Source organism: Enterococcus phoeniculicola ATCC BAA-412, from assembly GCF_000407505.1.
Lineage (GTDB): Bacteria > Bacillota > Bacilli > Lactobacillales > Enterococcaceae > Enterococcus_K > Enterococcus_K phoeniculicola.
The window spans coordinates 177,409-193,691 of record NZ_ASWE01000002.1 but is presented as its reverse complement, the minus strand read 5'-3'; the positions used below and the strand labels follow the sequence as shown (position 1 = coordinate 193,691).

Annotated in this window: 16 protein-coding genes and 1 pseudogene; all 17 read right to left on the bottom strand. The window is 30.0% G+C overall.

The genetic code is table 11. From position 1 onward, the window contains the following. Positions 1–5 precede the first annotated feature (5 nt). The gene (locus I589_RS17805; protein ID WP_010768662.1) at positions 6–680 is read right to left on the bottom strand and encodes an ABC transporter permease; all 675 of its coding nucleotides are present in this window, start codon (positions 678–680) and stop codon (positions 6–8) included. Between the two features lie 13 nt (positions 681–693). Further along, complete coding sequence (locus I589_RS07760; protein ID WP_010768663.1) at positions 694–1,605, bottom strand: ATP-binding cassette domain-containing protein; 912 nt, start codon at positions 1,603–1,605, stop codon at positions 694–696. Positions 1,606–2,460: 855 nt separating this feature from the next. Continuing rightward, positions 2,461–3,024: pseudogene (locus I589_RS18595) on the bottom strand (ATP-binding cassette domain-containing protein). A gap of 62 nt (positions 3,025–3,086) precedes the next feature. Beyond that, entirely contained in the window at positions 3,087–3,410 is a 324-nt protein-coding gene (locus tag I589_RS07750; RefSeq protein WP_034684883.1) for a hypothetical protein, read from the bottom strand. A gap of 20 nt (positions 3,411–3,430) precedes the next feature. Beyond that, positions 3,431–3,772, bottom strand: coding sequence for an ABC transporter ATP-binding protein (locus I589_RS07745; protein ID WP_034684881.1), 342 nt, complete (start codon positions 3,770–3,772; stop codon positions 3,431–3,433). Positions 3,773–4,053: 281 nt separating this feature from the next. Beyond that, a complete protein-coding gene (locus tag I589_RS07740; protein ID WP_010768667.1) occupies positions 4,054–5,433 on the bottom strand; it encodes an ABC transporter permease family protein in 1,380 nt (459 codons plus the stop codon). A gap of 3 nt (positions 5,434–5,436) precedes the next feature. Continuing rightward, the gene (locus I589_RS07735; RefSeq protein ID WP_010768668.1) at positions 5,437–6,174 is read right to left on the bottom strand and encodes an ABC transporter ATP-binding protein; all 738 of its coding nucleotides are present in this window, start codon (positions 6,172–6,174) and stop codon (positions 5,437–5,439) included. Beyond that, a complete protein-coding gene (locus I589_RS07730; protein ID WP_034684878.1) occupies positions 6,161–8,161 on the bottom strand; it encodes a prolyl oligopeptidase family serine peptidase in 2,001 nt (666 codons plus the stop codon). The genes I589_RS07735 and I589_RS07730 overlap by 14 nt, the downstream gene beginning before the upstream one ends. A gap of 72 nt (positions 8,162–8,233) precedes the next feature. Next, positions 8,234–8,368 carry a hypothetical protein gene (locus I589_RS18335; protein ID WP_010768670.1) on the bottom strand — a complete coding sequence of 45 codons (135 nt, stop codon included), beginning with the start codon at positions 8,366–8,368 and terminating at the stop codon, positions 8,234–8,236. A 6-nt stretch (positions 8,369–8,374) separates the two neighbouring features. Beyond that, entirely contained in the window at positions 8,375–11,005 is a 2,631-nt protein-coding gene (gene lanKC / locus I589_RS18415) for a class III lanthionine synthetase LanKC (protein WP_010768671.1), read from the bottom strand. A 36-nt stretch (positions 11,006–11,041) separates the two neighbouring features. Next, positions 11,042–11,224, bottom strand: coding sequence for a cyclic lactone autoinducer peptide (locus I589_RS07720; protein WP_010768672.1), 183 nt, complete (start codon positions 11,222–11,224; stop codon positions 11,042–11,044). 14 nt (positions 11,225–11,238) lie between these two features. Then, complete coding sequence (locus tag I589_RS07715; protein WP_010768673.1) at positions 11,239–11,793, bottom strand: accessory gene regulator B family protein; 555 nt, start codon at positions 11,791–11,793, stop codon at positions 11,239–11,241. A 142-nt stretch (positions 11,794–11,935) separates the two neighbouring features. Further along, positions 11,936–12,676 (bottom strand): LytR/AlgR family response regulator transcription factor, encoded by a 741-nt coding sequence (locus I589_RS07710; protein WP_010768674.1) that lies wholly within the window; start codon positions 12,674–12,676, stop codon positions 11,936–11,938. Continuing rightward, entirely contained in the window at positions 12,677–13,969 is a 1,293-nt protein-coding gene (locus I589_RS07705) for a sensor histidine kinase (RefSeq protein WP_010768675.1), read from the bottom strand. It abuts the gene before it with no gap. A gap of 141 nt (positions 13,970–14,110) precedes the next feature. Then, positions 14,111–14,719: a Fic/DOC family protein gene (locus I589_RS07700; protein ID WP_010768676.1), complete on the bottom strand. Its 609-nt coding sequence runs from the start codon at positions 14,717–14,719 to the stop codon at positions 14,111–14,113. Then, a complete protein-coding gene (locus tag I589_RS07695) occupies positions 14,712–14,927 on the bottom strand; it encodes a hypothetical protein (RefSeq protein WP_051100914.1) in 216 nt (71 codons plus the stop codon). Before I589_RS07695 ends, I589_RS07700 begins: the two co-directional genes overlap by 8 nt. Positions 14,928–15,332: 405 nt before the next feature. Beyond that, the gene (locus I589_RS07690) at positions 15,333–15,731 is read right to left on the bottom strand and encodes a hypothetical protein (RefSeq protein WP_010768678.1); all 399 of its coding nucleotides are present in this window, start codon (positions 15,729–15,731) and stop codon (positions 15,333–15,335) included. Between the last annotated feature and the right edge of the window lie 552 nt (positions 15,732–16,283).

Here is a 16,283-nt window from a genome sequence, read left to right as displayed (position 1 = left end):
CATCATTAAACTTTTTTTATCAAGGTATACGTTGCCAGCAAGATAACAATTCCAGCAATTAATACTAAATTCCAGATTGTAGTCAGGATCTCAGGATTTCTACCTATTAGTGCCTGCATAACCGCAACCAAAATAACAGAAGTTACAATAGGTACTGATGTTGACTTACTATACATCCCTGTAACAAATGGGATAGTAGAAAGTATCCCTCCTAAGATGCTTCCAAAAATATATAAAGAAAGAATTTCACTATCCCATCCAATCATACTTGTCATCACTTGAACATTTGCATTTATCAGATTCACATACAACGTGCAAAGAACATCTCCCAATATAGTTGAACAAACGGTAAAAAGGAAGATTAATATGATTTTGCTCAACATTAGTTTTATTCTATTGATTGGATATGAAAACAGTACATAAATAGTTCCTCTTGAATATTCATTAACAACTATCTTTGAAACCATAGTTGATGAATAGACTAGAAAGGCACCCGTGTTTAGTAGATTTATCATCCACCGAATATTCTGGCTAGAATCAAGTTGTTGGCTAGCATCTGTATAAGTATCTACAAAAGAAACCGTTAAGAAGACCATAATTCCAAGAATAGTAATTAGTACTCCAATCATTTGTTTTTGTAATTTAAATTTCTCTATTTCTAATTTCATTAATTGTCCCAATTTGAAACTCTCCTTATGTCAGATTCAAAAAATAGTCTTCCAGCGTTCCAGACTGAATAGCTATATTATTAACATTTACACCGTTTAAAACCATCGTCTTAGTTAAACGACCTCTATCTACCGTAATATCGTATATTTCAATTGTATAATCTGAAACAATTTTAAATCCATGTATTCCTAATTCCTCTTCTAATAAGTATGCTGCTTTTGAAGAATCATCTATTTCTAATTCAATCTTTTGTTGTTCCTCATTTCTTACAACATCCATAGGAACTTCCTTAATAATAATCCCATTTTTAATCACACCAATCGTAGTTGCTAAAATAGCAATCTCTGATAAAATATGGCTTGATATAAGGATCGTTGTTCCATGAACTTTATTTAAATTTAATAATAAATTTCTTATTTCTACTACACCTTTTGGATCTAATCCATTAAATGGTTCATCTAGTATCAGAAATTGAGGCTTTGTTAACAAGGCACGTGCAAGTGCAAGTCGTTGTTTCATCCCTAGTGAATAAGTTTTTACAGCTCGTTCATCAATATATTCCAATCCAACTTGAGCCAAAACTTCTTCAATTCTGCTTGTATTTTCATTTTTACTATAGAAACCCATATATTTAGCATGAATGTTTAAATTATGTCGTCCGGATAAAGTATCATAAAAGTATGGGTGTTCGATAATTGACCCTGTCTGTTTAAAAAAATAATCCATATTCTTCTTATCTTCATTACCAAACCTTTCAAGAACTCCTGAATCTTCTGGTATTAAATCTAGCAAAATTTTAAAAAGAGTACTTTTTCCAGCACCATTCTCTCCCAAAAATCCATAAATGTCTCCCTTTTTTATATTCATATTTATGTTGGATAATACCTCTGTACTTCGATAATTCTTTTTAACGTTCTGTACTCTGAGAATATACAAGCTTGACGACCTCCTCTGTGATAAATAAATTTTAACATCTGAATATAATATATTCCTTATATATTTCTTACTTTTTTCTTACTTCATTCCTTTTATAAAACTATAGGTGAAGTGAAACTCATTGATCTATACAAACTATTAGTATGATAAAAAGCTAAGTATCTTTTAGATTTTCAATAAAAAGTGGTAAGACTGCAAGCTAAATCTTCCAGTGCTGTAAAAACTGTTTCACAATTAATTTACTCATTTATTAAACCTTCTTTTTTTCATATTAGCATAATGAAGAACTCAGAATAATAGGGCTATAGTTACTTGATTTAATTTTTCAATAATTTCAGAAGGTTGTCCTTGAATAGTAGAAATAGCTTCATATTCCAACGAAACACCACCTAAAACAGGTTCTTCTTTATAGATAGATACTGTCCTAGTTTCCCCTCTTTAAACAGTAAAAATCTGCAAACCATGATAATCATGGTTTGCAGGTTTTTTGGTTGAATAATTATTACTATTAATTCGTTATTTAATTCAAAAATTTTGAAAAAAATCGCTCATTTTTTCAATTTATCAATTGTTATGTAGTACAAAAAATTTTTTTACTAAATGACGATTTCAAATCTTATTTATTGAATATGGTAGAATATGCTTAGTATTCATTCGAGGTTTCAATATCCTATTTAATTTCAAATTTTAAAATAATAAGAGGAATCGCTTATTGATAAAGTTATTGGTCTTTTAATTTACATATTTACACAATACATGTACTGCTTATTTTATCTTAACGAAAAAAAGCCCATGAAAGGCTTATTTTTTTATATTTCATGTAATTAATTTACATTGATAATTAATAGCCTCCCATCATTCACCAGTTCTTAAAACTAAATTTCCGTCTAATAATTCAAATTGATGAGTATATTTAGCATTTTCTGAATTAAAATGATGTGCAACTTCAATAAAAGGAACATCTAAAATAAAAAATATCTCTCTAATTTGCTCTGCATTCTTAGTATCTAAATTTGCTGGTGCTTCATCTACTAAATACAACGACTTCCTACGTAATAATGCTCTTGCTATCTCGATTCTTTGATGCTGACCACCAGACAAATTACTCCCCATTAAATTCTAATGCCTTTTCCTTACCTAATTCATCATACAAAGAAACAGATTTTAAAACACTTGTAAGTTCTCTTTCAGAATAATTCTTATTTTGAAGTTGTCTCTAGCGTTGGTATCAAATATATAGGGTGTTTGTTCAATATATGCAACTGCTTTAAATAGTTTCATTAATTTATCCTGTTTATCAATTGCAATAATTTCACCTGAACCTGGCAGTATGGCTCCTCGGATTAAATTTAAGATTGTTGTTTTTCCGCTTCCAGAATCTCCATAAATAACTACCTTAAAGTTTTCTTGTAATTTTATATCTAAAAATAATTCTGTCTCTTGGCTTAATTTATGGTTTAAATTGACTAACTTTATCTCATCTAATATCTGAAAACATCTTTCCTCCTCTTTTCCATCATCCCAAATCTTACTAGTATTGAGCCCAACTTATTGAAAGTATTTTTTTGTAAATCAGAAGTAGTATTTATTTTGTTAAAACTTGTAGAAATTTCTCTTAATGGTCCTACAACCCTATCATTTACAAGAAATATAGCTATTAAAACACCAATTGATAAGGAATCTGTAAAAATTATTAGATAATATCCTATTAAAAAAGGAAAAAGAAAACTTATACCAGATAATAAAACCGAAAGTAATTCAGCGAAAGATTGAATTTTAAAAAGTTCATAACTTTTTTGCTCCATGCATTCTAACTTGTTTTTCCCTATTTTGTATACTTCTTCAAATACTGAATTTGTTTAGTATATTGTTCATTTGCAATAGACCAATCTTTGGCATACTTTACGAGTTTACCTTTCATTAACTTGGGAATAATCATAGGTAAAAAAGAAAAAGCAATAAAAAAAATTGAAATAAAAGAATTTACATACATCATATAAATCAATGATACTAAAAATAGCATAGTATTTGAGATAATTGAAAAGATTAATTGAAAATAATTTGTTTCCAGAAGTTTCCAATCATTTGATAAAGCTGATATGACCTTAGCACTATCTTTTTTAAACCCAACATTTATAAATTCATGCCAGTAATAGGCCTGTTTCAATGAGATACTCAATTGTCTGATTGAGGAGGCAATTACTATACTTAGTAAAAATCTTGCTATATATACAATACTCCAAGCTAGCAAGCTTGCTAGACCAAAGATAGTGACCTCTATTAAACTAGTCTTTTTAGTAAACGAGCTTGTATAAACAACAATATGAGATAATACTACCCCATTAAATGGCGATACGACCATTAAAAAGCAATTGCCATTTGCTGACTATCTTAAATAACAGACACATCATTGCCCTCCCCTTCTATTGAAGATACATAGCTTATTCACTATCTAACCAGATCAGATACGTTACTAGATTTTTTGATTTGAATAATTTTAACTACTCCCATAAAAACAAACATTACCCAAAATAAATAAAACGTCAATAAAAAAACAGGACTCCACGAGACTGAACCATCGGGAATTACTGAATGAGCAATTCTAATAACTAAAATTGACGTAACTAGATTACAACCTATCGAAACAATTAGAAAAGTAATCGAATAAATAAGTACCTCAAATAATTTTTCAACAATAGCTGTCCAAGTCGAAAAGCCCAGCACACGCAATTGTTTAATACTATTTTCTTGTTGCTTTCCAAAGATGATCGAAATTCCGACAATATTAGATACAATTAGTAACAGTGGCGCACCTAAAAATAGCAGCAAAGAGAGTAAGTTTTCTGTATTTTGCTGATTAGCGTTTAATGACCCTAACTGATTTAGAAAATTTATCATAATAGTAGAGAAGCCTGAAAGTAGAACAGAAGCAGTTACCATAGGAGCCACTATAGAACTAAGATAATTGTTATCAGATAGAACAGACCAAAAAGCTGTATTTAAGGTTGCTGCTTTTTTCTTTGGAAATACAATCATCAAAATTTTTACGATTTGAGTGAACAAACGACTAGAAAGTAAATTCAATAAAATAATTAAAAAGAACATTACTGCAAAACATAATTGTATCTCCATAACCCCTTTGGGTATATTCCCTGTACTAGGAACTCCTTTAAAAATAAAATAGAAACATACTAATAAAATAAAAGAGCACAAAATGATCATTGTCTTTTTGAACCTAGATTGCTTTTTTATTTCTTGCTTGTCGAGCATAAATACATTGCTCTGGGTAAGAATAAAAATTTTTCTCGAATGGACAATTCCTCCTAAGCCACCAAGCATGGTAATTAATAAAATAGTTATTAAAAAAGCCGAAAAAGAAAAACCGAGTTGAATATCTGGTAACATCTTTTTTCCTACAATATCTTGAATCCAAAAATAAGCATATTGAGCAAATGGAAATGCACAGAAATATCCTAAAACTCCACCAATAAAACCTGTTAAAGCTAGTTGTCCTCCTACAAGAAAAGAAATTTGAGTAGGCTTACTTCCTAAAATTGACCAAAGAATATACTCTTCTTTAAAATAATCAACAATCAGCCGAATAATTCCTCCTATTATTAATAAAAGAGTAAGCCCGCCAAAAGTCACAGGCATTAAAAATAAGGGTAAAATTTCATCACTATTTTTTAAAGAACTATTGTTTAGATATAGAGACATGATTCCTGTCAAACAAACACCTGTTACAAAACTTGCAATAAAGAAAACAAACAAAGTACTCATCCATATTTTCCAAGAAAATTTAAATTGTAACCAAATTAGACGAACCATATTTTACCTCCTTTTGTTACCATTCAATGCTTCAAATAACTGTGCATCTTTTGGTTGAATTATTGTATCTACAAGCTGTCCATCCCTCATAATTAATGCCCTATCTGTTGCAGAAGCCATTTCAATATCATGAGTAACCATAACCACACTAACTCCTCGTTCTGTCAGATATTTAAGTAAGTCGTATACCATTTTCCCAGAGGCTGAGTCTAATGCTCCTGTTGGTTCATCTGCAAAAACAATTTGGCAGTCACTTACCAATACCCTTGCTATTGCAATCTTTTGTTGCTCCCCACCAGAAAGTGAATCGACATAACTATTAGCACTTGCTTTAAAATTTAATTGCTCTAATAGAGAATAAACCTTTTTCTTGTCGACTTTCTTTTTTGCTAATCTCAAAGGTAAAACAATATTTTCGAAAGCTGGTAATGCAGCAACTAGATTATAGGATTGAAAAATAAAACCTATTTTAGTTCTTCTTAATTCTGATATCTTTGAAGAGCTTAGTTGATAAGGATTGCTTCCTAAAATCTCAACACTTCCCTGAGTTGGTTTAGCCAAACCAGACATGCAATGTAATAAGCTCGTTTTTCCCGAGCCTGAAGGACCAACAATACTTAAAAATTCTCCTTTATAGGCTTCCAAAGAAACATCTTTAAGAATCTTTAGCGTTTTCTGCTCCTTTCCAAGTACTATATCTTTTGTTACATCATATAAAACAATAGTTTTATTCGTTGTCATATTTTTTCTCCCCTATAGAACATAAAAAATTAGATAGAATTTTCGAAATAAACTCAAAGTCACCTGCACCTATGCCACCATGCCCCACTTGAGAATTGACATATACCTTTGAATCAACTTTATAGTAATTCAATTTATTACTCCATTTTAGTATATCCTTTGTTGATACATAGATATCTTGAAGACCTGTAATGGAGACTATTGATGTCTTTGAACCCAAAGCATTCTGAACGTTTTGCAATGGAGAATAAGACTCAATATATTTTCTATCCTCTGGATTATTTATAGGATCTCCCCATTCTATAGTTTCTGTTTTAGAAAGTGGGTCTTCTAAATCCATTAAAGCACCTAAAGGATTGATAAATGGTGAAAACAATAACATTGCTTTAAATAAGTTTGGTCTTACATTCAATGATGCTCCCGCAACAATTCCTCCTGCACTAGAAGAAATTAATCCTATCTGTTCCTCATTTAATATTTTTTCGTTAATCAAGAAATCACAGCAATCAATTAAATCATAAATTGAATTCCATTTTTTTCCTTGTTTTCCAGCTCTATACCACTTTCCACCTAAAAAACCTCCTCCTCGAACATGTGCAATGCAATACAGAAATCCTGCCTCAATCACAGCTACAGCCATTGGATCAAGATTAATTCCTTTTTCCTTTTTACCATACGCACCATAAACATTAACAACCCCTTTTCTTTTATATAAGTCATTGTCATCACTGAGACATTTCCAATAAAGGGATATAGGTATCTGCGTATTCTTATCTCGAGAAGAAGCCCACACCATTGAAGAACAAATTTTCTCATCCTTAGTAAGTATATTAGACTGAAAAACTATGGATTTTTTAAAGTCTAACATTGAATAAGCAAATATCGTTTCATCACAGATATTGTTATATTCGATGAAGAATAATAGATTTGGCGAAAAATTATTTTGATATAATTTACTATGTGAATTTATTTGTAACTCTTTAATCAAAAATATTTCTTCTATATTTTTGATGTTTTTTGTGAGTAAAACCCCTATCTGTATATGTTCTTTCTTCAAGTATTTTACAAGAATAACATCATTTATTTCCCATATTTTGTGTATAGAGATTGTCTCATCAATATTTATACATAGAGGAATTACTTTTCTTACTCCATCTATCTCTCTTAATAGGCATCGACCTTTTCTGTTTTTATCCTTTATTACTATTCCTGCATATTTTTTACCTTGAACTGTTAAAATATTTATTGATACGGGCTTACTTTTACTTTTGCTCCAAATTTCTATTAAATCTAATTTTTGCTTAGTAGAATATACATATACTTCTGAACGACTATAACTTTCTGATTTAATCAAAGTATAGTAGGGTTCATTTACTTTCTGTATTCTAATTCTAAAGATATCTTCTACTTCTTCATAAATAAGAATAGATTCAGGATCAATAAAAGATTCATAATAAACTTTGCTGGGACGCCCTAAATGGTCAGTTCTAACAAATACTATACCTTCATCAACAAAATCAAATGATGCTTCAAGACTTATATTTCTAATCCATTTTGTTTGTTGACTTATACTTTCAAGTTCACTTATTGCAATATCGAAGTACCCATCTTTGGAAACTGTTATTGCTAAATACGAATCCATTGAAGAAATAGATACTCTATTTATTTCATAACCTTCAAATTGTTTTGGTAAATTACCAACATCAAAAATTATTGTACTATTATCTTTTCTAAATTCTGTTGTGAAATCTTTTTTGGGTATCCAATCACTCTCGTCTTTTACATCCCATCTCCGAATAATACCTTTATTCGGAAGTATCCATTCTTCAAATATATACCAAAAATTATTCTTTCTAAATATATAAGATGTTTTAGTACTTAAGCTTTCAATAATTTGTTTTAATTCAATTTTTTTAGATAAATACTCCTCGTCTGATCTTTCAAATAAATTATGGAAGTAAGAATTTTCATAACTATTAGATGTCACTCTCATTCTCCTCCTCGTAAAATGAGTTAAAATATGCTAGACAAAGTATTTTGTCTAGCATATAGAAATATATTAGCAATCCCAAATACTTACTGAGCTTAGGTTCCCACATGAACCACCACTCAAACTACTGAAACGAGCTCCATCTACATCATCCAATACATCTTCTTCTGCAACAAAGTTTTGCATTTCTAAGACCGTAATCATAACCATTCACCTCCTCTCTACTTGTATTTGAGGTAGTATATATATAACATCATCAAGAATAGAGCTTATCCCCAATGCTGTACCTCCAAATCCTGACGCAATATCCATAGTTATCCTCTCGCCACTGTCGCCTGCAAGGCAAACACCATTTCCGAATCGGATTAAATACTTTCTTAATCCATTTGCATAAGATTTTAAAATATCATCTTTAGAAAAAATTTTAAGTTCTTTATTTATTATAAATTCTCCAAATTTCAAGCCTGAATATCCTGTAAATAGTCCCGGAAAAATACAAAAGTTGGCATTCAAAGCATTATAAATATTATTTAATCTGTTCAAATATTTCTTTGGTATAATATCTGAATTATTTGCTAATAATACTCCCAATCCTGCACTTCCCATCGAAAAATAGGGAAGTAATCTTCCACCTTGAGAATACTGGATTGAGTTTATTTTATCAGGGACATAGCCCACAAGTTCACTTTCAATCGCTAATTCCAAGCAATCCCTATATAATTTATTTTTTGTCAGCTTAGCTGCCTCTGCAAAAAACCATCCTAAACCAGCATGCCCATACAATAAACCTGACTCTTGGTCGTAAGGATCATTAGATTCTTTTTTTCCAGCACCAATAGGAATATGGGCAGATGGATTCGCTTTATATGATTTAGCAAATTTTTCAAGGTTCAATATTAAATTTTGCTTTAGTTTGTCGGAAACTAGATTCCTACTTAAAAAGTACAATCCTACTAATAGAATACCGGATATGCCATCATACAATTTATTACTCGTAGTGTGGTCCATCATCGTTTCAAACTCTTGGTTAAATACTTCTGCACTTTCTTCTTCCATTCCTAGTTCACTTAATAACCAAAGTGTCCCTGCTTTTCCATCAAACAATCCATTTTTTTTAGATTTTCCAAATTTAATAAACAAGATTGCTTCTTGCATAGCTTTCCTTTTCGAATGATTAAATGCACTAGTCTCCTCTTCCCCGATAGCATTTAATAATTTACTATAAGCCCAAATTATTCCCAAATCTGAATATGCAACACCTTCATTTTCTGAAAGTCCATAATAATGCACTGGAAAGCTACGATTGAGATTTCTCCAATTTTTCACTACTGGTATAACTCCCGCAATAAGTTGTTTTCCTAAAGATATCAAAGAAATATCTTTTGATAATTCTTTATCAACAAGAAAAGGTCTCAATAACTTATTTTTAGAAATCACCTTTACTTGTTTAGTTTTCTGATAAATAAAATCGAGTTCACTTAAATATTTTTTTATATCTTCGTAACTATACTCTAAATGTTTAAATAATATTATCCCAGCTTCTCTAGTCTGCTGACCATAACCATATACTAAATCCGATTGTACAATTAATGGCATAAATAGATAGTGAGCGGTCTGGGAAACTCCATACCAATCAATTTGTTCAGGCTTGTTTTCTCCCCATGCTCTGAATCCTTGTGCAGCAATTTGATGATACACTTCTGTCGAATTAGTAAAAACTGATTGTTCCCAATCAATTAGATGAATATTATCTTGTTCATCTATAATAATATTTCCTAAATGAATATCTTGATGATAAACTCCTAAATTGTGAACATTATTTACAAGTAGAACTAATTGCTTAATCACTCGTAATGCTCGTTTCAAATAATTTTTTTCTTGATTTTCATATATTGGAAAATTATTTGTTACCCAACGATTAAGAGGAATACCTTCAATATGTTCAACTGCAATGTAGGTATGCTCCCAAACTTTTCCTTGCCACAAGCATTCAGGTATCCCCTTCACTGTTTGTAGACGCTCTAAAGCTTTTTTTTCAGTTACTAATCTTTCTGAAGAATAGGTTCCTTCGTTATCAATACCAGTGTAAGGTCTTGCTTCTTTTAAAATAGTTTTAAATCCACTTTTTTTTAAAATAGCTTTGTATATTCCACCACTATTTGAATAGCGAATTGCTGCTTTTATAGTAAAGGGCATATTCTCTTGAACAACATCATCGGAACTGTTTATCCACTCTTTTATAAACCTTGGGATTTCTATTCCTTCTGGTACTATAAATTTGGGTAACCTTTCATCTGTTACCTGCTTGCCAGCAATAGTTAACTCTCCTATTCCAGCTTCTAATTCCCCTAAAACAGTTTCTCTGAATACTCCATACCTCAAATAGATAGGTGCCTTCTTCCACCTTCTATCACTCAAAATATATGGACCATTAAATCCATCTAAATGTTTTTCCATTAAATTAAGAAATTCTTCTAACTTATCTTCATCTGGATAACAAGTAATAAATTTTCCTGAAAAACCTCTATCCATTAGTTTTCCATTTCTGTTTCTAAACACTTTCATTGTAGATAGATGTTTAAAAACTACATTTTGACTAAAGCAAAGCGTTGAAACTATATCTAAAATTTCATTTGCAGTCTTATATTCAGCACTAACATGTACTTTCCAACCTTGACGTTGAATCATCGAAGTCAAAGGATATAAATTTATCCATTCCTCATTTTCAGATTCATACCATCCGTCAGGTAAAGGTAAAGAAAATCTTTTTGAAAAATCGTACATTTCATTCTTGGAAGTAAAGAAAAGAGGGTTGTCTAAGCTATAATCATTTACATTCATCTAATCACTCCCTGCAATAAAGTTTTTAATTTTTTATTACTTCCTTCGTTCATTAGGAAGTTCGATTTCTTCATTCATTTTGCCAAGTATCTCAGGTTTTTTTGGCTCATAAAATCCTAGAAAGCAATCATAATTACCACTACTCAGAACTATTGCAATTGTCGTTAATAATGAATAAATAAATGAATCTCCATGTTGAGATAACTGTCTCTTACTCATGTTCCCCCACCTCCTCAAAACTTATTTGGTATAGTTAATATAATGACTAATACAATTCCAAAAAAAGTAATTGTCGAATTTATTGATGAAAAAGTTAATGATAAAGAAAACAAAGCTGTTGTAGTGAAGATGCTTTTATTTTTTAATATTTTTTTCTTTTTACTACTTATACTTCTATTTTTTTTTAACGATGGAGCAGTTTTTGAAAGTAAATAAACTAAAGGAATGATAACTACCACCTGTACTAATTTACCAACACTATACTCCCCTGTTTTTATGATAAAAGGAACAATTGAAAATGCTAAAATACTTTGTACAGAGCATACTAAACTAGTTTTAGCATGATATCCAAAACTGTTAGAGCGTATAATACAATATGGTATGTAACAATAGAGAGTGCTCGATAGTGAGAAAAATATCTCCGCAGACGCAACTATTATTATAACTTTAAATAAGTTAACAATTAATATTGCTATCCCATATTCAATTTTTGCTTGCAAATAGTTATCCAAATGACTATCCTTTAACAAACACTTTGTAAGTTTCACTGCTAATTTTTCTTCAAACATACTCTCCTCCTAAGAGGAGAGTAACATAGATAAAATTTTATTTGTTTTGATTTTCCCAGAACTTAAAATTTGTTTCCTAACTGCAAAAAAAGAAGTCAATGCTGACTTCTTTTGGGAACTAAATTTAAATACTTCTTCTAACTTACCTTATACTCAATATTTTTTTTATTCCAACCATATATCTAGTTGAAGCAAAACAATATTCTCCATTTTTAAAATACAGCATCCTTTTTGGTACATCCACACGGTCAATATTGTTAATATTTACAAGAATAGAATTGTGACCTCGAACTAGAGATTTTTTCATTGTTTCAATTTCTCTTATTGTACCAAAAAATTCAACTTGGCTGTTGACTAGATGAATTACCAACTTGTGTGCTCGTTTTGAGGATTCAATGAACATTACATTCTCTAAACTAATTTTTGTGAATACTCCATTTATCTTTAGCAGGAGATTATCTTCTTTACTTTTCTTATTATAAACGAAGCGTTTATAAGCAAGATCTATACACGTTCTTACACGCTCATTAATTATTTCTGGTGTTGACTTAATGATGTAATCCATAGCTTCAATCTGATATTTAAAAACTAAACTGGTTAACTCTCCATGTGAAGTTATAAAAACTATTTTCGCATTATAATCAATTTTTTTTATTTCTGTTGCTAAAGTGATTCCATCAATTTCAGTTTTTAAATCAATATCCAGAAAAAAGAGATTATCTCCTCCAAGTGCCTCGTTTTGAAGGGTTTCAATAATTTCTTCTGGAGATTGAGTAGCTAGCCCTATTTTAATATCTATGTCTTTAAAAAGAATATATTGAAAAATTGATGTTGACAAAAGATTTAAAATTACTGGTTCATCTTCACAAATAAAAATTTTCATTCATAACTCCCCTTTGATATTAATTATTTGAATAAATGTATCAGCCTCAATTTTGGTTTCAAGAGTAGCCATATCTGTCTTTGATATTAAATCATTAAGAATCTTCAAACCTATTCCCCTATTGATTCCTTTAGTTGAATAACCTTCTTCTTTCAATTTATAAAGTGGCGGTTTAGTATTCAAACATGAATTTTCCACAATTATTTTTAATATATCTTTTACTTTAATGAATCCAATTTTAATCCAACCATTCTTAGTATCTTCATTTTCCTCAATTGCATTGTCTAAAATTATCCCTAAGCAACGAATCAAGTCTATCTTATTCATTCCAATTTTAACTATTACTTCAGGGATTTCTATGAATACTTCAATATTTTTACCTTGAGCTTGAAGCACTTTGCTAACAATCAAACTCTTTATTTCAGGAATTTCTAAATTAGTTACCTTGGAGAGATTTAGCGTTCCTTGATCCAATATTTTTAGAGTAGCAAGTATGTCCGTTTCGTAGAATCGTCTCAGTCCATCCATATCATTTTGATTAAAATATTCTTGCATTGAAAGTAAAATATTTTGATAGTCATGTTTAAATCTTCGAATTTCAATATTGGCATGCTCTAAGTTAGTAAAATACTCTTCTAAATATTGTTGTTCTTTTTGCTTTCGTTTTTGCTCGTTATCTTTTTTTATTAAGTGGACAGCAAATATAGAAATAAAAGAAAAGGCAATTCCATAAAAACTGATAAAGAAAAGATTACTGTGACCTAAAGAAGAGACCTTTCCAAAAAGCTTCTCATAAATAATGATATAAAAATAACCAATAACTGTAACAACTGATAAAAGAGATATCAATTGTAAGCTATTGGTAATCAAACTTAAATTCATTTTATTCCAAAAATAGACTATTGTACATGTACAAATTAAATAAATTATAAAATTGATAGGTATAATTAGAAAAAGTGACAAATTAGCTTTAGGTATTACTAGAGATAAAAAATAACCAAAAATGTAATTAGTAACTACATATAAAATAACCGCCAAAGAAGCTCCAAACAAAGAGCTGTAGATTTTTTTCGTATTTAGCATAGAATACAGGGCTAAAAATAGCCAAAAAAACACTGAGGACATGACATTTATTTGAGTAAAAAGAAATGTACAGATAATACTGATGACACTAGCTCTAATCAAGTATTTTGGATCTTTTAAAAGTGATAAAAAAAGGCCATTTGCGAATGATATACAAATGTATTCTAATAGTAATAGTATTAAATCCACTCTGCTAAAAAGTAAACGCATTATTTCCTCCTTCATTTTTTACGGAATATTGTTTTTTATATAAACAATATATTTACTTTTAAAAGTTCAAGAAAACAAAACCTGCAACTAGAACACTAATAAGAAATCTAAACTTGTTATCACTTCATATTCAATTGATTATTAGAAATCAATTATTGCCTCTGTCATAATTTTAAGAAAATATTCTTTCTCAGGAGCTTCCTCAACGCAATATAGAACCAATGAGTTTCTTACATAACTAGCATGAGACCGCAAAAGTTTAGAATTAAGTGGAAAGCCCTTTTCATTTGCAAACAAACCAGCAAATCGCATAATGGTGCGAGTATTCCCTTCTCTAAATGGGTGGATTAACCATAGACGAGCAACTAGATCTGAAAACAAAGGAATCATATCCTCTGAACTTATATCAGACCAATTTACTTGATTTAATTCTTCAATAATTTCAGAAGCTTGTTCTTGAATAGTAGAAATATCACCATATTCCAACGAAATACCGCCTAAAACTGGTTCTTCTTTATAGATAGATACTGTTCTAGTTTCCCCAGCCCACTCATACAAATCACTAAATAGATACCTGTGAATCGCTAAAATTGTTTCATAATTGAGTGGCTCATTCTCGAACCAAGCATCAATATCTAACAGTTTTAGATACGTAATATCTGCCTCTGCTTTTTCAAGTAACTCTTCATTAGTTATGCCTAATTTATTTCTTAGAACCCTTGTATTTGGAATTAGGTATGGGTCACACATTCTGTGCTCCTTCTGTCCGATATTTGTTAATAATAATTTCAAGCGCATCTGCAATTTCAATATTACCCGCCACATATTTATCAACTAATTCCATGGTATCTTTTGACGGTTCCGCAGCATCTAAAGTTGAATAACTTAATGCAACATTACGTAATTTTTCACGTTCTATCTTAGTAGTGTTTTTAACTGAATATTTGTAATCAGACATCTTTCTCATCACCTTTCACCTATTTAATATGGAATATTATACCATATTATTTGATTTCAAAAATCTTTTGCTTTACTAGCTATGTGTAGTTTATCTATTCCTTAACATTATCTCGCTATTCAATATAAAATTCAAACTACAGAAAACTTTAATCACATACAGTTCTTCCTGTACTCATTATTTTTAGTATTTAAACCAAACCACACATTTAATTGATTATTAAATGAAATAAAAACCTGACTTCTTTATAAGAAAAGCCAGGTTTTTAATATCGTTGGTAAGTCAATAATTAGTACAATTCTTTCGCTCATCTATTAGGATGACAGTCGAGTCTTTTTGAAATGGCTTCTAAAGTTTATTCTTTTCCCACTTTTAAAACCATTATTTTTTTCTCTTCAAACCTCACTATTCTACTATGATTGTATAGGTTTGTCCCTTTTTTGGATTATCTACAGCAAAGTAGAAATATCCTCCTGTTTCAACATGATATGGAGCATTTTCTAATGGTAAATTTACCGAATATAGAATAGCACCCGGATCTGGCCTATCTGTTACAAAAATCATAAATCCTCCTAATTCAAAATCAAGTTTACATTTATCTGAATTATCTAATCCAAAAATATATCCGCTATATCTTGTACCAGAACCTGTAAAAGGATCTGAAAAGTATGGATGACCAAAATTAACCCAGTGAAGTTTAGTTGGTGGTTCAGTTCCTTTAGGCTGAGCTATTACTTCAAGTAACTGTACGTTTTGATTAGATTTGTCGTAGATTACTGGCATATCTATATTTTTTTTTTTCATAAAAACCCTCTCCATTTAACATAGTGATTGATTAGTAATTTTAAATTTTTTATTATAAAAATATTGTACTTACCGGAAAATTTGCTTTTCTTCAATAACAATAATCTTTTTTAAGCTCTTACAAAAAACATTGGATACCCCTCCTTTCCTCTATAAGAAACCATTATTTAACTCTTCATCTTATCTCTTCATCGAAAGTTTAGCAGAATTAATTAGTAAAATATAGGCTGTCCCATATACAATTTTGAATCAGAATTGTATTAAATTTTATACCTTTGACTGCTGTAATTCTTATTAGTTTACTCTTGTTATCATTATTTACAAAAACTATATCACTCTGGTACGATGATCTTCAATATCATTTAAAATGGTGGTTAGCTGTTATTCTCCTTATAGTAACGAAATGAGTAGTCATAAATAATTTAAAGCTTAAATTCAAAACAGTCTTTCGGCATGCAAAAAAACTTCCAAAAATTAGATTTTCAGGTCTAACTTTTAGAAGTTGGTACAAAATCATGGTTGGGCTCTTTTTATATTGTTTTTTTACAAAAT